This window comes from Nonomuraea sp. NPDC023979, assembly GCF_040639085.1.
Classification (GTDB): Bacteria; Actinomycetota; Actinomycetes; order Streptosporangiales; family Streptosporangiaceae; genus Nonomuraea; species Nonomuraea ceibae.
In genome coordinates this window covers 137,314-163,202 of the sequence record NZ_JBEZZG010000005.1, presented here as the reverse complement: position 1 = coordinate 163,202, position 25,889 = coordinate 137,314, and the positions used below count along the sequence as shown (strand labels likewise).

Annotated in this window: 25 protein-coding genes; 18 read left to right on the top strand and 7 right to left on the bottom strand. The window is 71.4% G+C overall.

Translation table 11 applies throughout. The features are described from left to right. Nucleotides 1-131: 131 nt before the first annotated feature. Together AB0G11_RS12350 and AB0G11_RS12345 are read left to right on the top strand one after the other, a co-directional pair. Nucleotides 132-641 (top strand): VTT domain-containing protein, encoded by a 510-nt coding sequence (locus AB0G11_RS12350; RefSeq protein WP_246646103.1) that lies wholly within the window; start codon nt 132-134, stop codon nt 639-641. 75 nt (nt 642-716) lie between these two features. Beyond that, the gene (locus tag AB0G11_RS12345; RefSeq protein ID WP_357585616.1) at nt 717-1,556 is read left to right on the top strand and encodes a serine hydrolase; all 840 of its coding nucleotides are present in this window, start codon (nt 717-719) and stop codon (nt 1,554-1,556) included. Here AB0G11_RS12345 and AB0G11_RS12340 read toward each other — a convergent pair. Then, nucleotides 1,549-1,737 carry a hypothetical protein gene (locus tag AB0G11_RS12340; protein ID WP_219510242.1) on the bottom strand — a complete coding sequence of 63 codons (189 nt, stop codon included), beginning with the start codon at nt 1,735-1,737 and terminating at the stop codon, nt 1,549-1,551. The two genes, AB0G11_RS12345 and AB0G11_RS12340, sit on opposite strands and share 8 nt — an antisense overlap. A 74-nt stretch (nt 1,738-1,811) precedes the next feature. On the opposite strand from AB0G11_RS12340, the gene AB0G11_RS12335 reads away from it, so the two are divergent. The 5 genes from AB0G11_RS12335 (at nt 1,812) to AB0G11_RS12315 (ending at nt 6,468) form a co-directional block, all read left to right on the top strand. Next, nucleotides 1,812-2,858: a LacI family DNA-binding transcriptional regulator gene (locus AB0G11_RS12335; protein ID WP_357585614.1), complete on the top strand. Its 1,047-nt coding sequence runs from the start codon at nt 1,812-1,814 to the stop codon at nt 2,856-2,858. A gap of 135 nt (nt 2,859-2,993) precedes the next feature. Beyond that, the gene (locus tag AB0G11_RS12330) at nt 2,994-3,800 is read left to right on the top strand and encodes a sugar phosphate isomerase/epimerase (protein WP_219510244.1); all 807 of its coding nucleotides are present in this window, start codon (nt 2,994-2,996) and stop codon (nt 3,798-3,800) included. A gap of 2 nt (nt 3,801-3,802) precedes the next feature. Continuing rightward, a complete protein-coding gene (locus AB0G11_RS12325; RefSeq protein WP_357585612.1) occupies nt 3,803-4,897 on the top strand; it encodes a Gfo/Idh/MocA family oxidoreductase in 1,095 nt (364 codons plus the stop codon). Nucleotides 4,898-4,916: 19 nt separating this feature from the next. Further along, nucleotides 4,917-5,642, top strand: a complete 726-nt coding sequence (locus tag AB0G11_RS12320) for a ThuA domain-containing protein (protein WP_357585610.1) — start codon at nt 4,917-4,919, stop codon at nt 5,640-5,642. 43 nt (nt 5,643-5,685) lie between these two features. Then, a complete protein-coding gene (locus tag AB0G11_RS12315; RefSeq protein WP_219510248.1) occupies nt 5,686-6,468 on the top strand; it encodes a neutral zinc metallopeptidase in 783 nt (260 codons plus the stop codon). 9 nt (nt 6,469-6,477) lie between these two features. Here AB0G11_RS12315 and AB0G11_RS12310 read toward each other — a convergent pair whose 3' ends face one another. The 3 genes from AB0G11_RS12310 to AB0G11_RS12300 are packed head-to-tail and all read right to left on the bottom strand — an operon-like array spanning nt 6,478 to nt 8,348. Continuing rightward, nucleotides 6,478-6,735: a DUF4235 domain-containing protein gene (locus AB0G11_RS12310; protein ID WP_219510249.1), complete on the bottom strand. Its 258-nt coding sequence runs from the start codon at nt 6,733-6,735 to the stop codon at nt 6,478-6,480. A 28-nt stretch (nt 6,736-6,763) separates the two neighbouring features. Beyond that, nucleotides 6,764-7,573, bottom strand: a complete 810-nt coding sequence (locus AB0G11_RS12305; protein ID WP_219510250.1) for an RNA methyltransferase — start codon at nt 7,571-7,573, stop codon at nt 6,764-6,766. Next, entirely contained in the window at nt 7,566-8,348 is a 783-nt protein-coding gene (locus tag AB0G11_RS12300; protein WP_357585608.1) for a DUF4184 family protein, read from the bottom strand. The genes AB0G11_RS12305 and AB0G11_RS12300 overlap by 8 nt, the downstream gene beginning before the upstream one ends. A 227-nt stretch (nt 8,349-8,575) precedes the next feature. Between AB0G11_RS12300 and AB0G11_RS12295 the strand changes: the two genes are divergently transcribed. From AB0G11_RS12295 to AB0G11_RS12245, 11 genes are all read left to right on the top strand, one after another. Next, nucleotides 8,576-9,130 (top strand): cation transporter, encoded by a 555-nt coding sequence (locus tag AB0G11_RS12295; protein ID WP_308126271.1) that lies wholly within the window; start codon nt 8,576-8,578, stop codon nt 9,128-9,130. A 233-nt stretch (nt 9,131-9,363) separates the two neighbouring features. Continuing rightward, nucleotides 9,364-11,043, top strand: coding sequence for a substrate-binding domain-containing protein (locus AB0G11_RS12290; protein ID WP_357585606.1), 1,680 nt, complete (start codon nt 9,364-9,366; stop codon nt 11,041-11,043). Nucleotides 11,044-11,144: 101 nt separating this feature from the next. Further along, the gene (locus AB0G11_RS12285) at nt 11,145-12,695 is read left to right on the top strand and encodes a sigma factor (RefSeq protein WP_357585604.1); all 1,551 of its coding nucleotides are present in this window, start codon (nt 11,145-11,147) and stop codon (nt 12,693-12,695) included. 226 nt (nt 12,696-12,921) lie between these two features. Further along, nucleotides 12,922-13,290 (top strand): hypothetical protein, encoded by a 369-nt coding sequence (locus AB0G11_RS12280; RefSeq protein ID WP_219517401.1) that lies wholly within the window; start codon nt 12,922-12,924, stop codon nt 13,288-13,290. Continuing rightward, nucleotides 13,287-14,399: a GNAT family N-acetyltransferase gene (locus tag AB0G11_RS12275; RefSeq protein ID WP_219517403.1), complete on the top strand. Its 1,113-nt coding sequence runs from the start codon at nt 13,287-13,289 to the stop codon at nt 14,397-14,399. The genes AB0G11_RS12280 and AB0G11_RS12275 overlap by 4 nt, the downstream gene beginning before the upstream one ends. Before the next feature lie 166 nt (nt 14,400-14,565). Next, the gene (locus AB0G11_RS12270) at nt 14,566-15,399 is read left to right on the top strand and encodes a glycosyltransferase family 2 protein (RefSeq protein WP_219517404.1); all 834 of its coding nucleotides are present in this window, start codon (nt 14,566-14,568) and stop codon (nt 15,397-15,399) included. 24 nt (nt 15,400-15,423) lie between these two features. Then, nucleotides 15,424-16,365 (top strand): glycosyltransferase family 2 protein, encoded by a 942-nt coding sequence (locus AB0G11_RS12265; RefSeq protein ID WP_219517406.1) that lies wholly within the window; start codon nt 15,424-15,426, stop codon nt 16,363-16,365. Then, complete coding sequence (locus tag AB0G11_RS12260) at nt 16,362-17,165, top strand: polysaccharide deacetylase family protein (protein WP_357585601.1); 804 nt, start codon at nt 16,362-16,364, stop codon at nt 17,163-17,165. Before AB0G11_RS12265 ends, AB0G11_RS12260 begins: the two co-directional genes overlap by 4 nt. Then, nucleotides 17,158-18,477, top strand: coding sequence for a hypothetical protein (locus AB0G11_RS12255; RefSeq protein ID WP_219517410.1), 1,320 nt, complete (start codon nt 17,158-17,160; stop codon nt 18,475-18,477). Before AB0G11_RS12260 ends, AB0G11_RS12255 begins: the two co-directional genes overlap by 8 nt. Nucleotides 18,478-18,569: 92 nt before the next feature. Then, on the top strand, nt 18,570-21,320 hold the full coding sequence (locus AB0G11_RS12250) for a hypothetical protein (protein ID WP_357585599.1): 2,751 nt from the start codon (nt 18,570-18,572) through the stop codon (nt 21,318-21,320). 42 nt (nt 21,321-21,362) lie between these two features. Next, complete coding sequence (locus AB0G11_RS12245) at nt 21,363-22,583, top strand: DUF418 domain-containing protein (RefSeq protein ID WP_357585597.1); 1,221 nt, start codon at nt 21,363-21,365, stop codon at nt 22,581-22,583. Here AB0G11_RS12245 and AB0G11_RS12240 read toward each other — a convergent pair. From AB0G11_RS12240 to AB0G11_RS12230, 3 genes are all read right to left on the bottom strand, one after another. After that, nucleotides 22,540-23,931, bottom strand: coding sequence for a xylan 1,4-beta-xylosidase (locus AB0G11_RS12240; RefSeq protein ID WP_308126174.1), 1,392 nt, complete (start codon nt 23,929-23,931; stop codon nt 22,540-22,542). The two genes, AB0G11_RS12245 and AB0G11_RS12240, sit on opposite strands and share 44 nt — an antisense overlap. Before the next feature lie 87 nt (nt 23,932-24,018). Then, nucleotides 24,019-24,768 (bottom strand): SDR family oxidoreductase, encoded by a 750-nt coding sequence (locus AB0G11_RS12235; protein WP_357585595.1) that lies wholly within the window; start codon nt 24,766-24,768, stop codon nt 24,019-24,021. A gap of 7 nt (nt 24,769-24,775) precedes the next feature. Then, a complete protein-coding gene (locus AB0G11_RS12230; RefSeq protein ID WP_219517416.1) occupies nt 24,776-25,807 on the bottom strand; it encodes a phosphotransferase family protein in 1,032 nt (343 codons plus the stop codon). Between the last annotated feature and the right edge of the window lie 82 nt (nt 25,808-25,889).

Genomic DNA, 25,889 nt, shown 5'->3' with positions numbered 1-25,889 from the left:
CTCACCGCCCAGCGTGGGGCACGGGTATTGAGCGTCGCTTGTCACACGCTTGCAACCTGCCTGTGGCGGTAACGTAAGGGGTGAACTAAGGTAAGCCTGACCTAATGGTTTGGCGTGGGGGGAGTCGGCTCATGGCATCACGCGTTCTGGCCGTCCCCGCGCCCACCGACCCCTTCCTGTTCGGGATTCCCTACTGGCTGGTGGGGGCGATCCTGATCCTCGCCCTGTTCGGAGCGTTCCAGGTCTATTACTGGGTGGGCCGCAGGCTCGGCGAGAAGCTGTACGACTCCCGCATCGGCGTCAAGGTGGGCCGCGAGCGGATCGAGAAGGTCGAGCGCGTCGTCGAGCGGTGGGGGGCGTTCGCCGTCTACGGCTGCTTCTGGGTGCCGATGCTGCGCCACACGCTGCCGTGGGTGGCCGGTGCGCTGCGGGTGTCCTATCCGTGGTACGTCGTGGCCAGCGCGCTGGGCTGCCTGACGTGGGCGCCGATGTGGTGGTTCGGGCTGACGGCGCTGGTGTGGGGCTGGTTCCGGATCGCCGCGTCCTCGCCTGTCACGGCCGGGGCGCTGGCGGTGGCGGCGGTGGCCGGGGTCGTGGTGATCGTGATGCGGCGCAGGAGGAAGCGGACCTTCGTCGGCTGACGCTTTCCGGTTGTTTTCCCCTTTCGGGGTGGGTTTGGCGCGCCTCCGGGTGGTTCGGATGCCACGATGTCCGTCATGTTCGTCATGCGAATCGCGGCCTGTATAGGTTCCGCGCTGCTCGTCCTGATAGCCGGGACTCCGGCGTACGCGGCGGATACGCCCACCGTCAAGGCGAAGGTCGGCTACGTGGTCGACTCGGCGGGAACGATCCACTTCGGCAAGCGGGAGACCGCTCGGGTGCCGGTCGCCAGCCTGGTCAAGGTGATGACCGCCTACGTGGTGCTGCGCGAGGCCCGGCTGGGCGACACGATCACCGTGACCGCCGCGGACGTGCGTCACGCGGTGCGCAACGGCGCCACCTCGGCCGCGCTCAAGAAGGACGAGCGGCTGACCGTGCGCGACCTGCTCTACGGGCTCATGCTGCCCTCGGGCGCCGACGCGGCCCACGCGCTGGCCCGCCGCTACGGGCCGGGCACGAACGCCTTCGTGCGCAAGATGAACGCCACCGCCCGCGCGCTCGGCCTGGACGACACCCGCTACACGAACGCCGACGGCCTGCCGAAGCCGTCGCTCGGCGGCTATTCGACGGCCGTGGACCAGGCCGAGCTGGCGCGCCGGGCGCTGGAGAACCCGGTCTTCCGCACGATCGTCGGCCGCGAGGTGCACCGGGTGCCGAAGACGTCCGCGCACCGGGCGCACACCTGGCGCAACACCAACAAGCTGCTCACCCGGGCCGACGGCGTGACGGGGGTGAAGACCGGCTACACGCGGGCGGCGGGGTTCTGCCTGCTGTTCGCGGGCGAGCGGGGCGGCAGGCAGGTGATCGGCGTGCTGCTGAACGACCAGGACGAGCGCCGTTTCAGCACCGCCGAACGGCTGCTCGACCATGCCGGCAGCCAGATCGAGGTCAGCTGACCGGCATGCCCGGACAGGCGGGGTCGAGCCGGTCGGCCGTCACCCGGAGCGTGTAGGCGAGCCGCACCCGCACCCGTCTCCTGTCGCGGGAGTGCTTCACCGGCGCGTCCGGCAGCGCCTCGGTCAGCGTGTCCGTGTGTCCCAGCGCGCTCTGATGAGCCAGTACCTGCATGGCGTCCATGACACCTCCTTAATCAATTAAGACCTTAATTGATTAAGGAGGGCTCCGGCAAGGGATTCCGATACCGTTGGACGATGGCCAAGGTCACGCTGCAGACGATCGCCGACAGGGTGGGCGTGTCGCGGGCCACCGTGTCCTACGCCTTCTCCCGGCCCGACCAGCTCAGCGACGGGCTGCGCCGGCGCATCCTGGAGGTGGCCGACGAGCTGGGCTACGCCGGGCCCAACGCGACCGCGCGCTCCCTGCGGCTCGGCCGGGCCGGCGCGCTCGGCCTGCTGTTCAGCGAGACCCTGCCCTACGCGTTCGCCGACCCGTACGCGGTCGGGTTCTTCCAGGGGTTGGCCGCCGCCGCCGAGGACGCGGGCGTCGGGCTGCTCATCCTGCCGCTGCCGCGCGGCGAGCAGCGCCCGGTGCCGGTGCGTGACGCGGTGGTCGACGCCTTCTGCGTGGTCTCGCTGCCCGACGGGCACCCCGCGCTGGCGGAGGTGCTGGCCAGGAGGCTGCCGATGGTGGTGGTCGACGAGCCGTACGTGCCGGGCCACCCGTTCGTCGGGATCGACGAGCCGGCGGCGGGGGCGCTGGCCGCCCGCCACGTGCTGGAGCTGGGCCACCGGCGCGTCGGGGTGGCGATGGTGGGCCTGCACGACGACGGCCGCACCGGCTGGGCCGACCCGGCGCGGCAGCGGGCGGCGACGTTCGAGGCGATGCGCGGCCGGCGGGGCGGCTACGAGAGCGCCTGCGTGGCCGCCGGGGTCGACTGGGCGGGCGTGCCGTTCTACGAGCTGTCCCGCAACTCGCGGGAGGCGGGCCGGGAGGCCGGGCACGCGCTGCTCCGGGCCGACCCTCGGCCCACCGCCGTCCTGACCAACACCGACGTGCTGGCGCTCGGCATCCTCGACGCCGCCGCCGACCTGGGGCTGCGGGTGCCGGAGGACCTGTCGGTGGTCGGGTTCTCCGACAGCGCGGCGCAGGAGGCCGGGCTGACGACGATCCGGCAGGCCAAGCAGGAGATCGGCGAGAAGGCCGGGCGGCTGCTGCTGTCCGACCCGCCGGCCGCGCCGGAGCGGCTGATCTTCCCGCACGAGCTGATCGTCCGCTCGTCCACGGCGGCGCCTCACTGAAATTTCAGTGAAATAATGGCCCCCTCACGCCACCAAAAGGTACGAATTCCCCGCGAACACCCCATTGACGCCCCTCTGACGGGCACGTAAGTTCACTGAAAAGCCTCCGAAAATCGCAATCGCGCGAGGAGACGTGTGAACACGATCGCGTTCATGGGAGCCAACTTCGTCACCAGGGAGACCGGCAGCCGCATGCCCGCCCCCGGCTGGGGAGAGGCCGACCGGGTCACCAACGAGCGGTTCGCCCCGCTCGACGGCTTCGCCGGGCGGTTCGGCGGCATCGTCGCCGAGGTCGCCGGGCTCGGCTTCACCTCGATGGACGTCTGGACCGCCCACCTGAACCCGGCCTGGGCCACCGACGAGCACCTGGAGATCGCCGCCGGGCTGCTCGCCGGCCACGAGCTGTCCGTACCGAGCCTGGCCGGGTCCGCCGGGGCCGACGTGGCGTACTTCCGCGGCCTGTGCCGGATCGCCCGCGCCGTCGGGGCGCCCGTCATCGGCGGGATGGCGCCCGTGCTGCGCACCGACCGCGAGGCGGTGGTGGCCGCGCTGGAGGAGCACGATCTCCGGCTCGGCGTGGAGAACCACCCCGAACGCACCCCCGGGGAGTATCTGGAGGCGATGGGCGACGACGCCGGCGGCCGGATCGGCGCGGCGCTCGACACCGGCTGGTTCGGCACCCACGGCTACGACGCCGCCGAGGCGATCAAGGCGCTCGGTGACCGGATCTTCCACGTGCACCTGAAGGACGTGGCGGCGCCCGGCGGCCACGACACGGTGGCGCTCGGCGACGGCTGCGTGCCGGTGCGGCGGTGCGTGGAGGAGCTGCGGCGCATCGGCTACACGGGCACGATCAGCATCGAGCACGAGCCTGAGGACCGCGACCCGATCCCCGAGGTGCTGACGTCGCGCGAGCGGCTGCGGCAGTGGCTGGAGGCGTGAGCATGGAGACCACCGACGCGACCACCGACGCGACCACCGGCGTGGCGATCGTCGGCTGCGGCAACATCGCCCAGCGCTACGCCGCCGACCTCGCCGGCTACTCCGAGATCGAGCTGCGCGGCGTCCAGGACGTCGACCCGGCGCGGGCCGCGACCCTGGCGGCGGCGCACGGCGTGCGCGCCTACCCGTCGCTGGACGAACTGCTGGCCGACCCGGGCGTCTCGATCGTGGTCAACCTGACCGCGCACCACGCCCACTACGAGGTGATCCGCCGCTGTCTGGAGGCGGGCCGGCACGTGCACAGCGAGAAGCCGCTCGCCCTGCGCTACGAGGAGGCGGCCGAGCTGGTCGAGCTGGCCGGCAGGAAGGGGCTGCGCCTGGGCGGGGCGCCCGCCACGTTCCTCGGCGAGGCCCAGCAGACCGCGCTCAAGCTGCTGCGCGAGAACGCCACCGGCCGGCTCAGGCTCGTCTACGGAGAGGTCAACTGGGGGCGCATCGAGACCTGGCACCCGGACCCGGTCGGCTTCTACGAGGTCGGGCCGCTGTTCGACGTGGGCGTCTACCCGCTGACGATCGTCACGACGGCGCTCGGCCCGGCCCGGCGGGTGACCGCGTTCGCCTCCGTCGTGCACCCCGAGCGGACGCGGCTCGACGGGCGGCCGTTCACGATCACCACGCCCGACTACGTGGTGGCCAACGTCGAGTTCGACGGCGGCGTCCTGCTCCGGCTGACCTGCGACTTCTACGTCCCCGGTCACGGCACGCGGCAGCACGGGCTGGAGTTCCACGGCGACACCGGGTCGCTGCTGCTGCGCTCCTGGCACGACTTCGACTCCGCGCTGGAGGTCGCCGCCTTCGGGGAGGAGCCGCGTCCCGTCGAGCCGCTGCGGCCCGCGTACCGGGGCGTGGAGTGGGGCCGAGCCGTGCGGGACCTGGCGGCGGCCGTCCGCGAGGGTCGGCCGCACCGGGCCACCGGGCGGCAGGCCGCGCACGTGGTGGAGATTCTCTGCGCCACCCGCGCCTCCTACGAGCAGGGCAGGCCGGTGGAGCTGACGTCGGTCTTCGAGCCTCCCGCGCCTCTGGATGGGTACGCCTGATCTGGACGAGGGGAGCAAGATGCGGATCAGAGTGACCGTCTGGAGCGAGAACTACCACGAACAGCGCGAAGAGGACGTACGCCGCCGCTACCCGGACGGCATCCACGGCGCGATCGCGGCCGGGCTGAACGCGCACCTGGGCGGCGAGGCGCGGGTGCGCACCGCCGTGCTCGACGACCCCGAGCACGGCCTGTCCGACAAGGAGCTGGCCGAGACCGACGTGCTCACCTGGTGGGGGCACATGGCGCACGAGGAGGTCGCCGACGAGGTCGTCGCCCGGGTGCGGCAGCGGGTGCTAGGCGGCATGGGGCTGGTGGTGCTGCACTCCGGCCACTACTCCAAGATCTTCCGCAGCCTGATGGGCACCACCTGCACGCTCAACTGGCGTGACGCGGGCGAGCGCGAGCTCGTGTGGACCGTCGCCCCCGGCCACCCCATCGCCCAGGGCGTGCCGCGCCCGCTGGTGATCGGGGAGCAGGAGACGTATGGCGAGCCGTTCGGCGTCCCGGAGCCGGACGAGCTGGTGTTCATCAGCAACTTCAGCGGCGGCGAGGTGTTCCGCAGCGGCTGCTGCTACACCCGCGGCCTGGGCCGGATCTTCTACTTCAGCCCCGGCGACCAGAACTATCCCGTCTACCACGATCCGGACGTGCACCGGGTGCTCGCGAACGCGGTGCGCTGGGCCGCGCCGTCCGCCCCCGTCGGCCCGCCCCTGGACAACGCCCACACCCCCATCCACTGGTAGCGCCCTTGCCCTGTTGACCTTGCCAGCCCTAGTGTCACGCCTTGTGAAAATTCGCGTGATCGCCGCGCTGAGCGCCGCCGCTCTGCTGCCGTTGACCGGCACCGCCGCGGCGGCCTCCGGCCAGGACCCGGTCGAGGGCGCCGACCTCGTCGCCAACGCCCTCTACGAGGCCGGCCCGCTCCCCAGGAGCACGTGCGCCGAGAAGCCCGTCAAGCGCAACGACAAGCCGATGGCCAGGGCCTACATCAACGCCGTCGTCGCCTGCCTGGACAGGACCTGGGGCAAGCACCTCACCGCCGCGGGCCTGGAGTTCCAGAAGCCGCGGGTGAAGTATCTGGCCAAGGTGCCCAAGGGCTACTGCGACCTGGAGATCGACAACTACAACGCGCAGGCGTACTACTGCGAGAAGAACCGCACGCTGATCTTCCAGCTCGGCAAGGACTGGCTCGACGACCCGCACGACCTCTGGCTGTTCAGCATCACGTCCAGGATGTACGGGATCCACGTGCAGGAGCTCGTGGGCATCGGCGCCGCCCTGGACGAGGAGTCCTACGACGACGACGCCGAGGAGCGGGAGCTGGTACGGCGCTACAGCCTGCAGTCCGACTGCTTCGCCGGCGCGTTCATGAAGAGCGTCTGGCCGCTCAAGGGCCGCTCCGGCAAGGACTGGAAGACCTCGCTGAACCTGCTCCTGGGTGACGAGCCCGGCGACGATCGGGTCTACGGCAAGACGGCCAACATCCGGGCATGGACCAAGCGCGGGTTCGCCACCGGGAACCCCGGGTCGTGCAACACCTGGACGGCCTCGGCGTCGAAGGTCGCCTGACCGCCGCCGTCAGGTCCTGCCCGTCACGGCGCGATGCCGGAACGTCTGCGCGCCGGCACGGTGCACGGCGGCCTTGACCAGGCCGAACAGGGCTCCCTGGATCGCGGCGGCGACGAGCACCTCCGTCCAGCCGCGTTCCAGGTCGCCGGCGTCCGGGGCGTCGTCGTCGCCGGACACCAGCTTCCACGTCCGCTTGAACATCGCGGCGGCCAGGGCGCCGCTGAGCATTCCCGTCCCGAGCGAAAGAGCCTTCTCCACAGCATGCATGGCTGTGTCAGTGCCCCGTGTGGCGGCTCTAAACGGTTTCGCGCATCAGTCCATGGCAGGCGATCGCGGCGGCGGCGACGACGTTCAGCGAGTCGACGCCGGCGGCCATCGCCGTCGGGCTCATCGCGATGCACACGGCCTCGTCGGCCTCGTGCAGCCAGCGGGACGACAGGCCGTCGCCCTCGGCGCCGAGCAGCAGCGCGACCCGGCCGCCGAGCTTGACCCGGTCGATCGGGGTGACGGACTGGTCGGGGGTGAGGGCAAGGGTCTGGAACCCGGCCGCGCGCAGCTCGTCCAGGCCGGTGAACCAGTTGTCCATCCGGGCGTACGGGATCGAGAAGACGGCTCCCATGGAGACCTTGACGGCGCGGCGGTAGAGGGGATCGGCGCAGCGGGGCGACAGGACGATGCCGTCGACGCCGAGGGCGGCGGCGCAGCGGAAGATCGCGCCGACGTTGGCGTGGTCGACGATGTCCTCCAGGACGACGACGCGGGCGGCCGGGGCGAGCACCGTGTCCAGGGCGGGCAGGGGCAGGCGGGCCAGGGAGGCGAGGGCGCCCCGGTGGACCTGGAAGCCGGCGATGCCCGACATGATCTCGTCGCTGACGACGTACACGGTGGCGTCGCCGAGGACGTCGGCGAGGGGCTGGAGCCAGCGGCCGGTCGTCAGGACGGACCGGACGGGGTAGCCGGCGGCGATGGCGCGCCTGATCACCTTCTCGCCTTCCGCCAGGAACAGGCCGCGCTCGGCTTCGAGGCTCTTGCGGAGCTCCACGTCGCGCAGCCGGGTGTAGTCGGCCAGGCGGGGGTCGGCGGCGTCGGTTACGTACTCAAGCACCTTCCGATACTGCCACGAGCCGCCTGAGCTGCCAGCCGACGGCGTAGCAGACGAGCACCAGGCACAGGCCGACGACGGTGCCGGCGCCCACCTTGGTGATCACGGCGGGCAGCCCGTACGCCGGGTTGGGCTCGTCGACCAGCGGCCAGACGAACGCGCCGGTCAGGATGCCGGCGGCGCCGCCGGTGAGGACGCCGCCGCGCACGCGGGCGGAGACGCGCAGGCGGCCGGGCACCGGCGCGGGCGGCATCGCGGCGAGGCCGCGCCAGGCCCACCACACGACGACGGCCAGGCCGACGGCCGACGACACGTACTGCAGCACGCGGAACAGCGGCAGCACGCCGAGGACGGAGACGCCGAGCCAGTGGCCCCACTCCTGCGGCCCGGTGGAGTGCGTGAAGGAGTCCCACAGCACGTGCGTGCCCGCGCCGACCAGCGCGCCCGCGACCACGGCGGGCAGGCGGGACAGCAGTTCGCGGCGGGTCGGCAGGAGGGTCGCGGCGCGGCCGGCGAACGCGGGCGGCAGCAGCCCGATCAGCGGGTCGCGCAGCAGGCCGTGGAAGAGCACGAGCAGCACCAGCACCGCCGCCAGGTCCACGGTGACGACGCCCTGCCAGGAGTGCCAGTCGCTGTAGTCGGGCAGGAACGGCAGGAAGATCGGCAGGTCGGGCACCATCGCTCCGACCGCGAGCGCCCAGGGGTCGGTCCACCTGCGCATGCGCGGTGACGACACCAGCGGCAGCACGGCCGCGATGTGACTGGGCGTGAACGGCATCGGCCCCCCATATCCCGTCGACGATCACTGCACACTACCCGGGAAGCTTGAACATTCTTTGCCGCCGGCCTCTAAGGTCACGATAAGTAATGGGTACGGCACATAATGCTGTCGACGGCCGGAAGCCGAGAATGCGGAGGTTCAAGGTGCCTGACCAGCGGGTTCATGCGCATCCGGCCGCGTCAGCCGATTGGATCAGGGCTGCGAGGCTGGCGCGTTCACTCTCCGTGGTCACCATCGTGTGGCTGGCGGTGGAGAGCTCGCTCGGGCTGGCGGCGGGGCTGGCGGCGCATTCGGTGGCGTTGATCGGGTGGGGGCTGTCGGCTCTGGTGGAGGTGGCGGCGAGCCTGATCGTGGTGTGGCGGTTCACGGGGAAGCGGACGCTGTCGGCGAGCGCGGAGCATCGGGCGCGGCGGGCGATCGCGGTGAGCTTCTGGCTGCTCGCGCCCTATCTGATCGTGCACGTGGGTCACGACCTGGATGCCGGGCACCGGGCGGTGCCGACCGTGCTGGGGATCGTGGTGACGGCGGTGAGCCTGGTCAGCATGCCGATCCTGGGGCTGGTCAAGCGGCGGCTGGCCCGGCGGCTGGCCTCGGGGGCGACGGCCGGGGAGGCCGCGCAGAACCTGATCTGCGGCGCGATGGCGGCCGGGGTGCTGGCCGGTCTGTGGGCGGGCACGATCGGGTGGTGGTGGGTCGATCCGGCGATGGCGCTCGCTCTGGCGGTGGTCGCCGTGCGTGAGGGATGGCGGGCGTGGCACGGTCACGCATGCTGCCACTGACCGTCACTGAGTGTTATTAGCGCACCAAAACAGGTGTTTTGCCACAGCAAGCACACCGAGTATCGTCTCCCGAGTATTGCGGAGCATCACCGGCTAGGGTCTCCGAAAGGCTTCCAAACACACACCAAGAGGACATCGTGGGGCGACACCGCACAGACGAGTTCGATGGCGGCTACCGAGCCCAGGATCCACCCCCCAGCAGAAGGCGGGCCGGTCGCGGCGGACGCGGCCGGGTGCTCGTCCCGCTCGCGGGAGCAGTGGCGCTCGCCGTGCTCCTCGGTGTGGCCGCGTTCGTCATCTTCAACCGGGAGCACGACTGCTCCAGCGGCAAGCTGCCGCTGACCGTCGTCGCGACGCCGGACGTCCAGCCGGCCCTGAACAAGATCGCGGGCACCTACAACAAGGCGCTGCACTCGATCGACAGCAGGTGCGTCGAGGTCAAGGTGGCCAGGGAGAGCGCGGCCCGGACGGAGAACGCGCTGGTCGCCGGCAAGTTCAAGGGCGACGTGTGGGTGGCCGACTCCAGCCTCGTGGTGGAGCGGGTGCGCAGCCAGGAGTCCGTCACGCTGCCCGAGCCCGCGGGCTCGGTCGCGTCCTCGCCGGTGGTGCTGGCCACGGCCAAGAGCTCGGCGGCCAAGCTGGAGGGCACGCTCAAGCCGAGCTGGTCCGGCATGGTCGCGGCTGCCAACGTGGCGAACGTGGACGGGCCCGGCAGGAAGGTCCGCGTGCTGGCCCTCGATCCGCAGAAGAACTCCGCCGGGCTGGCCGCGCTGCTGGCGGCGGCTGGCACCGCGAAGGCGGCCAAGCAGGACAAGGCGCTGGTGGGCGCGCTCAAGGAACTGTCCGGGCAGCTCGTCGCCGACCCGACCGCGCTGCTGGCGAGCCTCACCGTGAAGTCCGGTGACCGGGTGCCGATCGGCGTCACGTCCGAGCAGGCGATTCACGTACACAACACGAAAAAGCCGGACACGCCGGTGGTGGCGCTGTACCCGAGCGAGGGCACGCTGAGCCTGGACTACCCGCTCACCGTCGTCACCAAGGACGCCGCGAAGCTCAAGGCCGCCGCCGACTTCCGGCAGGAGCTCGGCAAGGAGTCGGCGCTCAAGGTGCTGCGCGCCCAGGGCTTCCGCGATCCCGGCGGCAAGGCGGGCGAGACGCTGTCGGAGGACAAGGGGTTCACCCCGGCGGCGCCCAAGGCCATGCGCGCCCCCGACGTCAAGACCGTCGCCACCATGACGCAGACCTGGTCCCGGCTCAACCTCGGCACCCGGCTGCTCACGCTGCTGGACGTGTCGGGCACGATGGCGCTGCCCGACCCCGGCACGGGGCTGACCCGCATGAAGGCCATCAGCAAGATCGCCACGGAGGGGCTGTCGCTGTTCCCGCCCGACTCCGAGATCGGCGTGTGGAACTTCTCCACCCACCTGGACGGCCGGGGCAAGGACTACCAGGAGGTCGTCCCCGTCGGGCCGCTGACCGAGAGCATCGGCGGCACGCTGCGCAAGGACGTGCTGGCCCAGCAGCTCGCCACCGTCGAGGCGAAGGCGACCGGCGACACCGGGCTGAACGACTCGCTCAAGGCCGCCTACGCGCACATGACCGAGACGTACAAGCGGGACAAGATCAACACGCTGCTGATCCTGACCGACGGGGCCGGCAACGACGACCCCGACGGCGGCGTCACCGACGCGCAGATCCTCGACTACCTGAAGTCGGCCTACGACCCGGAGCGGCCGGTGAGCATCCTGCTCATCGCGTTCGGGCCGGAGGCGCAGGCGGGCAAGCGGCAGATGGACGCGGTCGCCAAGGCGACGGGCGGCGAGGCGTACATCGCCAAGGACCCGCTGCAGGTCCGCGACTTCTTCCTCCAGGGCATGGAGCGCCGCATCTGCTCGCCCAATTGCGATGGTTGATGCCTGTTCGGCATGAATGAGGGGCCGATCGTCAACCCGCCGGGACTAGGCGGGCGTCCTACCGCCGTGGGGACGTCCTGCAACCCGCGGGGAGGGTATTCGTGCCTGGATGGCCGGCAGTCGAGCGTGACGACGACGAGCGACTCGTGGCGGGGCTGCGCCACGACGACCCGAACGCCCCCGACCGGCTCTACGGCGCCTACGCCGAGCGGCTCTACGACTACGCCTGCTCGCTACTGGGCGAGCGGGACGGCGCGGCGGACGCGGTGCACGACGCGCTGGTCACCGCGCACGGGCGGGTGCGGCGGCTGCGCGACGCCGACCGGCTGCGGGCCTGGCTGTACGCGCTGACCAGGTTCCAGGCGGTGGCGCGGCTGGGTCACCCGGGCGCGGAGCGGCCCGCGCGGCGGACGGACGGCGAGCCGGACGACCCGGAGCTGACCGGCCTGGTGTACGAGACGCTCGGCGAGCTGCGCGGGGCCGAGCGCGAGGTGCTGGAGCTGTCGCTGCGGCACGGGCTGGCGCCCGCCGAGGTGAGCGCGGTGCTCGGCCTCACCGCGCGGCAGGCCGCCGGGCGGCTGGCCAGGGCCCGCGGCCAGTTGGAGAACGCCGCCGCCGCGGTGGTGCTGGCCAGGACGGGCCGGGCGCACTGCCCCGGCCTGTCGGCGATGCTGGACTCCTGGGAGGGCCCGCTCACGACGCCGCTGCGCCGCCGCCTGTCGGGGCACATCGGCGGCTGCGAGGTGTGCGCCGAGCGGCGCGGCCGGGCGATCTCCGCCGAACGGCTGCTCGACCTGGTGCCGATGGCCTTCCCGCCGCTGTCGCTGCGCGAGCGGGTGATCGGCACCTGCCTCGACCCCGCGCGGAACGAGACCCGCACGCTGATCGTCGACCGGGGCGACAGCTTCGACCGGTCCGGGTTCCCGCTCTCCCCCCGGCACCGGTCGCGGCGGCGCAGGCCGCGCAGGCTGGCCCCGGCGCTGCTGGCGGGCGCGCTGCTCCTGGCGGGGACGAGCGTGACGATCGCGCTGACCTTCCAGGAGGAGGCGCACCCCGCGCTGAGCGCGCCCCCGCCCGCGGCGCCGCCCGACGAGGACTACGCCGCCGACGACCCCGGACCCGTCGCCGGGGAGCCCACGGACACCGAGCCCGAGCCCGATCCCGAGGTCGAGCCGGAGCCCGACCCCGAGCCCGGCGCGTCCGAGCCGGTCACGCCGCCGACCCGGCGGCCCGCCGACGGCGTGGCCACCACCCGGCCGCCGGCCGCCCCCACCCCCACCCGCCGGCGGGCCGCCCGCCCCGCCCGGATCGCCGCCGCCTGCCCGGCGGCGATCCAGGGCGCGGCGCGGGTCACGCTGCGCGCCCGCAACGCCGCCGTCACCTGGGCATCCACCACGACGGACGGCCTGACCCTGAAGCCGGCGAGCGGGACGATCAAGGCGGGTGCGTCGGCGGCCGTGTGGGTCACCGTGGACGACCCCGGCCTGCCCGGCAGCGGCACGGTGACGTTCACCTCCAACGGCGGCGCCGCGCGCTGCGCGCTCAGCTGGGAAGGTCAGCCCGAACCGCCGTCCGACCCGCCGGAGGAGGAGCCCACCCCGTCGCCGGAGCCGTCCAGCACACCGGAGGCGACCCTCGCCACCGTTATGTGAGAAAGCCCCGATTTCCCGGGTCAAGCCGATGTTGCTGTGACAAATAAGGCATCCTGGTGTGCTTGGGGAGCACGTCGGGGACCCGGGGCTCGTTGGCAGTGTGTTGAACTTCACATGGGCGCTGGTAAACCTGACTGTGCCGCCAAGCGTCGGCGTTGACGCGTACGCGCACGGATTGATCCCATGAAATTGGCGATCACGTCAGGAACCGGGAGAGAAACAGCAGATGCTCAAGCACCGCAGAGCGCTCACATGGCTGCTCGCGCTGGCCTGCATCGCGGGGGCGGTGATCGCGCTCTTCGACATCGACACTCCCCTGCGCCCGCTCCTGATCTCCATGTTCCTTCTGCTCGTGCCCGGCGCCGCGGTGGTCGGGCTGTTGCGTGATCGTGACCCTCTGGCGGCACTATCGGTAGGGGCCGCCGCGAGCCTCGTGCTCAACGTGCTGCTCGCCCAGGCCATGCTGCTCTTCGACGCGTGGTCGCCTCGGGCCGGGGTGGCGACGATCGCCGTGCTCGGCGGGTTCATGTACGTGCTTCGCGTGCTCTACCGGGGGAAGAACATGCAAACCGAACAGGGGGCCAGCCAAAGGTGAAGATCAACGTCGTTCGCCCCGGAGAGCTGGGACCACCGGAGCGGGCCCGCTGGCGCGAACTTCAGAAGGCCGACCCCAGCCTGGACAACCCCTTCCTCTCCGTCGAGTTCGCCGTCGCCATGGACCGCCTGCGCGACTACGTGCGCGTCGCCGTCCTCCAGGACGGTGACCGGATCGCCGGGTTCTTCCCCTACGAGAGGCACAGCTTCGGCATCGGCAAGCCGCTCGGCGGCTTCCTCACCACGTGCCACGGCCTGATCGCGGAGCCCGGCCTGAAGGCAGACGCGCGGGCGCTGCTGCGGGCCTGCAAGCTCACCGTCTTCGACTTCGACCACCTGGTGGCCGGGCAGCCGACGTTCGCCCCGTACGAGAGCGACGTGCGGCCCGCCCCCGTCATGGACTTCACCGCCGGCTTCGACGCCTGGATCGAGCAGGTCAGGGCCAACTCGCCGAAGAACCTGAAGACCGTCCGCTACAAGGAGCGCAAGCTCGGCAGGGAGCAGGGCGAGCTCCGGTTCGAGTGGGCCTCGCCCGACCCCGAGGCGCTGCGCACGCTGCTGGCCTGGAAGTCCGACCAGTATCAGCGCACCGGCCGGGTCGATCGGTTCGCCCAGCCCTGGATCGTCGAGCTGACCGACCTCATGCACGCCGAGCGGTCCGCTGACTTCTCCGGCGTGCTGACCATGCTCTACTCGGGCGACGTGCCCGTGGCCGGCCACTTCGGCCTGCGCACGGCCACCACGCTCGTGGGCTGGTTCCCCGCCTACGACACCGCCTACGCGCGCTACTCCCCCGGAATCGTGCACCACCTCCAGATGGCCGAGGCGGCCGCGGCCAGCGGTCTGCACATGGTCGACATGGGCAAAGGCGGCAAGGAGTACAAGGACTGGCTCAAGAGCGGGACCCTGTACGTCGCCGAAGGCCGGGTCTCCCGCCCCTCCCCGGCCGCCGCCGTGCACTGGATGGGGCGGACCCCGTTCAACAAGGCCCGAACAATTGTCCTGGACCGACCGTCTCTCTATAAGGCAGCCGACCGCGTCCTCAAGGGATTCGGCCGGATGCGCAGATCGATCCAGCACGACGTCAAGGAACCGACCGGAGCACGCTGACCCGAGCACTCAAGACCCCCCGGCACAAGGCAGCAGCAGCAGATCCCAGCACAACCCTCACTTGGACCCACTGATGCATCGTTCGCCCCAGCAGCCACTCCCGCAGCACCCGGGAGAAACTGTCACCGCGTTGCGCCAGGCGGGTCCCGGAAGGATTAACCTCGCCATGAGTCCCGAGTCCGTCAAGTCCAACGGCAAGGCGCAGATCACGCCTTTGCGATCGATGCCGCCTATCGAACGCTTCACTCCCGTCACACCACATCTGGCCATCTCACCGACGGTGAGTGTCGTGGTGCCGGCGATGAACGAGGCGGAGAACCTGCCCCACGTGTTCGCCACCCTGCCGCAGTGGATCGACGAGATCGTGCTCGTCGACGGCAACTCCGTCGACGACACCGTCGCGGTGGCCCGCCGCCTGCGGCCCAATGTGAAGATCGTAACGCAGACCGGCAAGGGCAAGGGCGACGCCCTGGCCGCCGGGTTCGCCGCGTGCACCGGCGACATCATCGTGATGATCGACGCCGACGGCTCCACCGACGGCCACGAGATCATCCAGTTCGTCGGCGCGCTGGTGACGGGCGCCGACTTCGTCAAGGGCTCGCGCTACGCCGCCGGCGGCGGCAGCGACGACCTCACCTTCAACCGCCGCCTCGGCAACAAGATCCTCACCGGGATCGTCAACCGGATGTACGGCACCTCCTACACCGACCTGTGCTACGGCTACAACGCCTTCTGGGCCAGGCACCTCGACGTGCTCGACCTCGACTGCGACGGTTTCGAGGTGGAGACGCTGATGAACATCCGCGCCGCCAAGGCCGGGCTCAAGGTGCACGAGGTGCCCAGCCACGAGCGCAACCGCATCCACGGCGAGAGCAACCTGCACGTCGTGCGCGACGGGTTGCGGGTGCTCAGGACCATCCTGAGCGAATGGCGCCGCCAGCCCGCCCCGCCCCGCCCCGAACCCGCCAGGAAGCCCGCCGCCGACCGGGGCGTCGCGTAAGCCTGAGCGCCTGAAGGATTCGTCGTGAACACGTCTGTCGTCATCTGCGTCTACACCGAGGACCGCTGGGAGGACATCAGGCAGGCCGTCGAGTCGGTGGAGCAGCAGAGCCGCCGCCCACACGAGCTGATCCTGGTCGTCGATCACAATCCGGACCTGCACCTCAAGCTCAAGCGCGCCTATCCCGACGCGATCGTCGTGGAGAACACGCACGAGCAGGGGCTGTCCGGCGGCAAGAACACCGGGGTGGCCACGGCCACCGGTGACATCGTCGCGTTCCTCGACGACGACGCGGTCGCCGATCCCGGGTGGCTGGAGGCTTTGGAGGAGGGCTTCCAGGATCCCGGAGTCGTCGGCGTGGGCGGTCGCACCGAACCCATCTGGGCGTCCCAGCGCAGGCCGCGCTGGTTCCCGCAGGAGTTCGACTGGACGGTCGGCTGCACGTACCGCGGCATGCCCGCGGTACGGGCGCCGATCCGCAATGTCATGGGAGGAAACGCGGCCTTCCTGCGCACGGTGGTGTCCGAGGTGGGCGGGTTCCACAGCGGCATCGGGCGCCGCGTACAGGGCCGCAAGTCGCGCCCCCTGGGGTGCGAGGAGACCGAGTTCTGCATCCGCCTGAGCCAGCGCCGGCCCGGCTCGATCATGCTGTACGAGCCGAAGGCGCTCATCGGGCACAAGGTGTCCAGGCAACGGGAGCGGTTCGCCTATTTCCGCTCCCGCTGCTACGCCGAAGGGCTGTCGAAGGCCCTGGTCACGCAGGAGGTCGGCACCCAGGACGGGCTGTCCAGCGAACGGGCGCACGCGCTCAGGACGCTGCCGCTCGGCGCGCTGCGCGGCCTCGGCGAGGCCGTCAAGGGCGACCCTGGCGGCCTCGGCAGGGCCGGCGCCATCGTCGTCGGCCTCGCCTGGACGGCCTGGGGATACCTGGTGGGCTCGGTACGGCTGAAGGCGGTGCGGTCATGATCCGGGTGCCGATCCTGATGTACCACTCGGTCAACGACCGGCCCAACGACGAGACCCGGCCGCACTCCGTACGCCCCGGCGACCTGGACGAGCAGCTCGCCTACCTGCCGGAGGCCGGGTTCACCCCGCTCACGCTGGGCGACCTCGTCGCCTCGCTGAACAAGAACAACGGGCGCTCGCTGCCCGCCAAGCCCGTCGTGCTCACCTTCGACGACGGCTACGCCGACTTCCACAGCCGCGCGCTGCCGCTGCTCGACAAGTACGGCCACCCCGCCACGGTCTTCCTGACCAGCGGCTGGGTGGCCGACGCCGGTGACGACGCGGCGGGCCGGCCGCTGGACGACATGCTCACCTGGGGCCAGGCCCGCGAGGCCGCGCAGAGCGGCATCGAGATCGGCGGCCACAGCCACAGCCACCCGCAGCTCGACCAGCTCCCCACCGAACAGCTCCGCCAGGAGCTGCGGCGCAACAAGGGCCTGCTGGAGGACACGCTCGGCACGCCCGTGGCCACCATGGCCTACCCCTACGGCTACTCCAGCGCCCGCGTGCGCCGGGAGGTGCGCAAGGCCGGCTACTTCGCCGCCTGCGCCGTCGGCAACACGATCGCCGCCGACCGGCACGACATGCTCGCCATCCCCCGGCTGACCGTCGCCAGGCACACCACGATCGGCATGTTCAAGCGGGCGGTCGAAGGCACCGGCGTGCCCCTGATCTACCTGCGCGAACGCATCCTGACCAAGGGCTACGCGGTGGTCAGGCGCACCCGCTACGGGCTGCGACGGGTCCGCGGCAATGTCTAGCCTCTGGCGGAGGCTGCTGCGCGACCTCCGCAACCCCCTGTTCAGGAACGGCTACGCGCTGATGGCCAACACGGGCATCACCGCGGTGCTCGGCGCGGGCTACTGGCTGCTGGCTGCGCACTACTTCTCCGAGGAGGAGTTCGGCCGCGGCCAGGCGGTGATCACGCTGATGCGGCTGTTCGCGTCGCTGACCGCGCTCGGCCTGGTGGGCGCGTTCGCGCGCTTCCTGCCGGTGGCGGGCCGCCGCACGCCCGAGCTCATCCTGCGCGGGTATGGGATCGCCGCCGCCACCGGTGGCGCGGCCGCCGTCGGCTTCCTGCTGACGCTGCCGCTGTGGGGCGAGACGTACTCGGTGCTCGCCGGGTTCGGCCCCGGGCTGTTCTTCCTCGCGGCCGTCGTGGTGTGGGCGGTCTTCACCCTCCAGGACGTGGTGCTGACCGGGCTGCGCAACGCCACCTGGGTGCCGTTCAACAACCTCGTCTTCGGCCTGGTCAAGATGGGGCTGCTGGTCACCCTGGCGGGGGCGCTGCCCGACGGCGGCATCTTCGTCTCGTGGATCGTGCCCACCGCGATCGCGCTGATCCCGATCAACTGGCTGATCTTCGGCGTGGTGGTGCCCCGGCACGTCAGGCAGACCGCCGGCGTGCACCGCGAGGCGCCGAGGCTGCGCGAGGTCGGGCGGTTCCTGGCGGGCGACTTCCCCGGCACGCTGTCGGTGCTGGCGATCGTCTACCTGGTGCCCGTGGTCGTCGCCACGCAGGTCGGCGAGGCCGTGTTCGGGCGCTTCTCGATGGCGCACACGCTCGGCTGCATGATCGAGCTGCTGGCCATGAACATGGCCGTGTCGCTGACCGTCGAGGGCTCGTTCGACCGGTCCCGGCTCGCGGCCAACTGCCGCAACGCGTTGCGGCGTGCGCTGACCATCATCGTGCCGATCATCGTGGTGGCCGTCGTGGCGGCGCCGCTCATCCTCCAGGTCTTCGGGGCCAAGTTCGCCGACGAGGGCACGCTGCTGCTGCGGCTGATGGCGCTGGCGGTGCTGCCCCGGGTGCTGATCGAGGTCTATCTGAGCGCGCTGCGCGCCCAGAGCGAGGCGCGCAAGCTCGCCGCCGTGCAGATCGGGCTGGCGGGTCTGGTGCTGGCGTCCATCCTGGCGCTGTTCCCGTTCGCGGGCGTCAACGCGGTGGGGTACGGGATGCTGCTCAGCCAGACGGTGGTCGCACTTTTGATCTTCGGAAAGCTACGTAAAATTCTCAAATACGACGAAATACGACACGCGAGCGTCGCTCACGGGTCGCCCGGGGCTCCATGATGGTCAACGTGAGGCAACGGGACGGCGATGGCATGACAGCGGGGACCACCGGCTCTTCCGGTGTGCGGGGGGACACGGGAGAGGAGCAGGAGGTGCCTTTCGATCCGGAGGCGACGGGGGTCATCCCGCGCCTGGACCCCGCCTCCCTGCAGGCGGCCCCGGACGCGAAGACCGACACGCCCCCGGCCCCCTCCCCGGACGCCGACTCGGGCGCGGACTCGGAGGCGGACCCGGACGCGGTGGGCGACGACGCGGTGAAGATCACCGCCGCCTTCCGCATCCCCACCACGCCGAGCACCCTGCGCATCGGCGGCCCCCCGGCCACGCCGCCGTCGGAGACCGACACGCTCCCCTCCCTCCCGGTGCCCCAGCCCACGGAGGAAGAGGCCGACGACACCAAGCCCGAGGAGACCACCACCTCCGGAGAGGCCGACGCCTCTGAAGAGGTCGGGACCGCTGAGGAGCCCGCCGCCGCCGTGGAGGCCGACGCCGCCGAGGGGTCCGATGCCGCCGTGGAGGGCGCCGTCTCTGAGCAGGTCGACGTCGCCACGGAGGTCGGGGCCCCCGAGGAGGTGGATGTCGGGGAGACGGCTCCGTTCGAGCGGGTGGTCGCCGAGCCCGTGGAGGCCGCCACCGCCGTGCAGGCGGTCGCGCCCGGGCCGGTCCGTCAGGCCGCGCCCCCGCCGAGGGCGTCGCGGCTGGCGGCCCTGGTGGCCGGCGCGCCGAAGTGGCTGCCGGTCGTGCTGGTGCTCGAAGGTCTCCTCATGTACGTGCTGGCCCTCAAGGTCAGCCCGGGGCCGCTGCGCGGCGTCGACCCGGCGGACATCAACGGCCTGGGCCTCATCTCGGCGTTGCCGGTCAGCGCGTTCGCGGCCATCCTGATCATGATCGTGTCGTTCTTCGTCACGGTGGCGCAGAGCACCGACCGCAAGTTCCTGTTGCTCTTCCAGATCGCGGCGATCACGTTCGCGTTGCACGGGGCCGGGGCGCTGGTGGCCGAGGAGCCACGCTTCCCGACCGCGTACATCCATGCCGGTTTCGTGGACTTCATCGCGAGAACCGGCGACACGGCGATCAGCATCGACGGCCGGATGGGCTGGCCGGGCTTCTTCGCGTTGTTCGCGTTCGTGACGAAGACGGCGGGGATCACCGATCTGTCGCCCATCCTCAACTGGACGCCGCTGCTGTCGAACCTGCTCTACCTGCTGCCGTTCGTGCTGATCCTGCGCCAGGTGGTGGCGACGACGCGGGCGCGCTGGTTCGCGGCGCTGCTGTTCGTGCTCGTGCAGTGGATCGGGCAGGACTACTTCTCGCCCCAGGGCTTCACGTTCGCGCTCTATCTGGTGTTCGTGGCGATCCTGCTGCGCTGGTTCGGGCGGGTGGAGCCGCGGACGAAGCCGGTGCCGGCCAAGGGGCTGCGCAGGCTGCTGGGGCGGCTGGACGCGATGACGCCGGGCGAGCTCGCCAACACCGGCATGTTCCGCGCGGACAAGCTGCTGATGCTCATGCTGATGGTGGCGCTGTTCGCGGCGGCGACGGCGTCGCACCAGATCACGCCGTTCATGATGCTGGGCGTGCTGACCGCGTTCCTGCTGTTCAAGCGGACGACGCTGACGTGGGCGCTGCCGTTCGGGCTCGGGCTGGTGGTGCTGGCGTGGATCAGCTACCAGACGGTGGGCTTCTGGGCCGGGCAGATCGACGCGATCTTCGGCGGCCTGGGCGACATCGTGTCCAACCTGCAGCGCAACACGGGCGACCGGATCGAGGGCAGCGACGAGCTGCACGCGATGGTGCTGCAGGCGCGGCTGGGCATCCTGGTGGTGATCCTGGCGCTGGCGGCGGTGGGCCTGCTGCGGCGGCTGCGGCGCGGGGTGTTCGACCGGGCGGCGCTGATCCTGCTCTGCGTGCCGGTGCTGGCGCTGGCGTTGCAGAGCTACGGCGGCGAGATCGGGCTGCGCATCTACATGTTCGCGCTGCCGGGTGCGTGTCTGCTGGCGGCGTACGCGTTCTTCCCGAACCTGCCGGCCGACAGCGCCGACGTGCGCGAGGAGACCGTCCCCGTGCGCAGGCTGAACGTGAGGTTCAACCCGGAGCTGACGAAGAAGGTGTCGCTGGTCCTGGCGGCCTGCTTCGCTGTGATGTTCTCGATGGCGTTCCTGGTGGCGCGCTACGGCAACGAGAAGTTCGAGCGGGTGACCTCGGGCGAGGTCGCGGCGATGCACTACGTGTACGAGCACGACAAGCCGAGCGCGCGGGTGGTCTACCTGGTGCCGAAGGAGGGGCCGGAGGTCACGCCGACGCTGCCGTGGGGCGAGCGCGACATCGAGCTGGTCAACTTCGCCGGCCAGGCGCTGGTGCACAAGGATCCGGCCAACATCAAGGACGTGGTCGACCGGCTGCGGCCGGGGCCGGAGAGCCCGCGTAACACGTATCTGGTGGTCAGCAAGGGCCAGGTCAGCTATCTGCAGCTCAACGACGGCTTCCCGGCCGACTGGGGGGAGCGGTTCCGGGCGGCGCTGGACGCCTCGCCGGATCTGAAGCGGGTCTACGCGAACGAGGACGCCGCCCTCTACACGTGGGGCAAGTTCGTCCGGGGCACGGAGATCCCGGAGCCTCGGCCGTGGCAGGGCCGCGGGGAGCCGACCTCGCCGTGGACCCCGATCGGGGTCGGGGCGCTGGCGGTGAGCTGGGCGGCGCTGTTCGGCTACGAGGTGATCCGGCTGAACGGCGCGCGGCGGGCTCCGCGGGCGCGCAGGTGGCTGCTGTGGGTGGCGGTGCCGACGTTCGTGGTGGCGGTGGGCGTGGTCGTCGAACGCTTCGTTTACATCGCAGGAATCAACTGAATTCACAGGAAACTCGTAGGTTGTGCGCGATGATGTCCCCTGATGGTGATTCAGGGGACATTTCGCATCAATCAGGGAACGTCACGGATCGCGGCGATTGACGCCCTGCGGGGTTTCGCCCTGCTGGGCATCCTCGTGGTGAACATCGCCTTCCTGGCCTCGGGTTACCGGATGGCCGGGCTGCCGGAGCCGGGCTTCGACGGCGCCGCCGACTGGGCGGTGCGGTGGGGCGTCACGCTGCTCGTGGAGAACAAGTTCTACCTGCTGTTCTCGTTCCTGTTCGGCTACAGCCTGACCCTGCAGATCGGGTCGGCGGCCGGGCGGGGGCTGGCGTTCACGCCGATGTTCCTGCGGCGGCTGGCGGGGCTCTTCCTGATCGGCGCGGCGCACGCGGTGCTGCTGTTCCCCGGCGACATCCTGACCACGTACGCGGTGGTGGGGGTGGCGCTGCTCCTGCTGCGCCGGATCCGGATCAGGACGGCGCTGGCGCTGTCGGCGGCGCTGACCGGCCTGCTCGCGCTGGGCTTCCTGGCGCTGGCGTGGCTGGCCGCGCACGGGGTGGACCTGCCGGGCGTCGCCGAGCATCCGCCCGCCCAGGCGTCGGAGGTCGACCGGTCGCTGTCGGGGTCGGCGGCCCAGATCGTCGGCGAGCACCTGCGCGAGCTGTCGGTGATCGCCGTCCGGCGGGTGCTCTTCCAGGCGCCTGCCGTGCTGGCCGCCTGCCTGCTCGGCCTGGCGGCCGGCCGGGCGGGCCTGCTGGCCGGCTCCGGGCCGCGCACGGCGACGCTGCGGCGCGTGCAGTGGATCGGGTTCCCGGTGGGCCTGGCGGGCGCGGTGGTGGCCGCGATGTCGGTCTGGGACGGCCCGGTGCACCGCTTCGCCGGCGAGGCCGCCACGCTGCTCACCGCTCCCCTGCTGGCCGCCGCCTACGGGGCCACGCTGCTGCGGCTGCTGCCCCTGCTGCCGCGCCTGGGCCGCGCGCTGGCCTGGGCCGGGCGCATGGCGCTGACGAACTACCTGGCGCAGTCGCTGGTGTGCTCACTGATCTTCACCGGGTACGGGCTCGCCCTGGTCGACCGGGTGGGCCCGCCGCTCCAGGTGGCGATCGCCGCCGCCGTCTTCGCCGCGCAGGTCGTCGTCAGCCGCCGGTGGCTGCGGGCGCACCGCTACGGCCCGGCGGAGTGGCTGCTGCGCCGGCTCACGTACGGCGGCGCCGGGGTCAGGTCCCGCCCCGGCCGCTCCACTGGATCTCGTACGGTTTGAGCGTCACCTGCCTGCCGTCGACCGTGGCGGTCACGTCGGCGTCGGAGGTGTTGACCATGACGAGCTGGCGCGGCTGGGCCAGCACCCTGACGCGCGGGTCGGAGCTCGGCACCTGCTGCAGCTCGACCCCGGCCGGGAACCACCGGGTGAACCCGCTCAGCAGCCCGGCCATCGGCATCTCCTGGCCGCGCCCGGGGGTCCACAGGCAGCCGGGGCACTCGGCTCCGCCCTTGGCCTGCGGGTTCCAGTAGAGGGCCGTGGTGGCGCCGCTCCTGGCGAACTCCATCATCGCGGTGGCCTGCACGGCGGTGCGCCGCTCCTCGCTCCAGCCGGAGTCCTCCGGCTCGACGTACCACTCGGCCCACCACACGGGCAGGTTGCCGCTCTTCTGCCGCAGCCACTGGGTGATCGCGCCGAACTTGCCGGTGGCGCCGAAGTCGTCGGGGATGTTGCCGCCGTCGGTCGTCATCGTGCCGCCGTCGACGACGATGAAGTCGGCGCCCTTCTTGTGCTCGATCCAGTACTCGATGGCGTCGAGCGCGCGCTGGTCCACCACGCCGTAGGGGCCCGACAGCTCCGAGACGCCGCGCGCGGTGGTCTCGATCGGCACGTACGGGCCGCCGACCTGGATCTCGCTGTCGACCTTCTTCAGCGCGTCGTAGACCTTGTTGTAGAGCTCGGTGTAGCCCTCGGCGTCCCACCGGTTGGTGGTGGTGTTCCAGAAGCCTTTGAACTCGTTCCACACCAGGTAGTGCTTGACCGTCGGGTACTGCTTGGCGACCCGGGCGGCGAGCTTGGCGAAGTCGTCGAAGTGCTCCGGGTCGGGGGCGACGGTGTGGTTCTTGCTCCAGTCGGTGCGGCCGGGCTGCCCGCCCTTCATCCAGTCGGGGGCGCAGCACAGCGTGATGACGGGGATGGCCTGGGAGTCGGCCATGAGCTTGAGCCGCCGGTCGAGGTCGCGGAAGTTGTACTGGCCGGGGCTGGGCTCGGGGTTGTTGGCGCCCCAGCCCATGATGTGCTGGTTCTGCAGCATCGGGACGCGGCCGAGCATGTGCTTGGCCTGCTCCTGCACCCGGGCGTTGTCGTTGTCGGCGCTGTACTGGGTGTGGGTGACGCCCCAGCGGGGCCAGTCGGGCACGACGGGCGGCGGGTCGAGGGAGGGCGCGGGCGAGGTGGGCGCCGGCTGGGCGATCTCGCCGTTGAACTGGACGGCCGGGTCGCCGCCCGACGAGCGGGAGCCCGCGTACACCATGATCCCGGCGACGAGCAGGACGGCGAGGACCCCGGCTCCTACGGCGATCGGCCACGGGGACCGCCTGCGGGCATGTCGGCCGTCCGTCGGAATCACGGAATCCACCTCTCACGCAACGTTCCAAAAGGCCGAGCGCTCCGGCCCGGCCTTTTTACACCGTATCCGCCCGCCTGCGTGGACGAATCAGGACGATGGTGGCCGCTGCCCGGTCGCGGGTCCAGGAACTCCGGCATAACGGTACGACACCGGTTCCCTGCCGGGCTGCACGACGAGGAGCGTGCCGGGCTCCTCGGCGTAGAAGGCGGACTCCACGGCGGCGGCCACGTCGTCGGCGGTGAGCAGCGGGAATCCGGCGTTGACGAACATCTCCTTGGCGCCGGCGACGAGCGGGGTGTCGGTGAAGCCGGGGCAGACGGCGCCGATCCTGATGCCGTCCCTGGCCAGCGGCCCGGCCAGCGCCCTGACGAGGCCGACGACGGCGTGCTTGGTCATGGTGTAGACGGGGTCGCCGTCGAAGCCGACGAGCCCGGCCAGCGAGGCGGTGACCACGATGGCGCCGCCGCCTGAGCGCCTGAGCAGCGGCACGGCGGCCACCGCGCCGAAGACGACGCCGTCGACGTTCACGCCGACGATCCTGCGGTAGCGCGCCAGGTCGAAGGCGGCCAGGTCGGGGCCGCCCGCGACGCCGGCGTTGAGGTGGACCAGGTCGAGCCGGCCGTAGGTGCGCTCGGCCAGCTCGACGGCGTCGTGCGAGGCCTGCTCGGTGCTGACGTCGGCGGCCAGCCAGACGCCGCCGACCTCCTTGGCCAGCCGCTCCGCGCCCTCGCCGTCGAGGTCGACGAGGACGCACTTGGCGCCGCCCGCCGCCAGCCTGCGGGCCACCGAGGCCCCGATGCCGCTCGCGGCTCCGGTGATCAGTGCAACTGTGCTCATGGCTCTCCTATGCGGGTTGGTCGAGCATGCGGTGCGCGCGGGCGATCAGGGTGGGCACGGCTGCGCCGATCCGGTCGAAGCCCTCCCCCACGGTCTTGCCCTGGCGGAAGCGAGCGTGGATGCCTTCCACGATGACGGCGAGCTTGAAGCTGCCGAAGGCCACGTAGAACCCGAGGTCTGCAATGTCGCGACCTGAGGCTTCGGCGTAGTGGGCGGCGAACTCGGCGGCGTTCAGGAACCCCGGCGCCGTCGTGACGTCGCCCGCCACCGGGATGCCCGCCCGCTCCTCGTCCCCGGCCTCGTGCCAGTAGGTCAGCGTCAGTCCCAGGTCGGCCAGCGGGTCGCCGAGCGTGGACATCTCCCAGTCCACCACGCCCAGGATCTCCGGCTCGGGGCCGAGCCGTACCAGCGTGTTGTCCAGCCGGTAGTCGCCGTGCACGAGGGTGCCGGCCGAGCGCGCCGGCAGCCGCTCGCGCAGCCGGGCCACCAGCCGGTCGAACTCGGGCCGGTCGGCGGTCCTCGACCGCTCCCACTGCTGGCACCAGCGGTCGAGCTGCCGGGGCAGGTAGCCGTCGGGCCGGCCGAAGTCCGCCAGGCCCGCCTCCCGGTAGTCCACGGCGTGGATGGCGGCCAGCACCTCGGCCAGCCGTCCGGCCAGCCGCCTGGTCCCGGCCGGGTCCGTGTCCCCGAGCTCGTCCCGGCCGCGCACCGCCGCGCCGTCCACGTACCCCATCAGGTAGAACGGCGCCCCGACGACGTCCTCGTCGGCGCAGAACGCGACCGGCTCGGGCACCGGGACCGGGGTCGGGGCGAGCGCGGAGATGACCCGCCACTCGCGGCGCATGTCGTGGGCGGTGGGCAGCACGTGGCCGAGCGGCGGCCGGCGCAGCACCACACGGCGCTCCCGGGTCTCGACGAGGTAGGTCAGGTTCGACCGCCCGCCGGAGATCAGCGAGACGGACAGGGGTTCGCCGGCGTCGGGCACGTTCCTGCCCATCCACGCGAACAGCCGGGGCCGGTCAATCCCAGGTACGGTCATGGACAACTATTAGAACGTCACTCGGTGCCGAACGCCACACATGAGAGTTGCGTAACGTTACGGACCCGTGCCTGCGAGCACG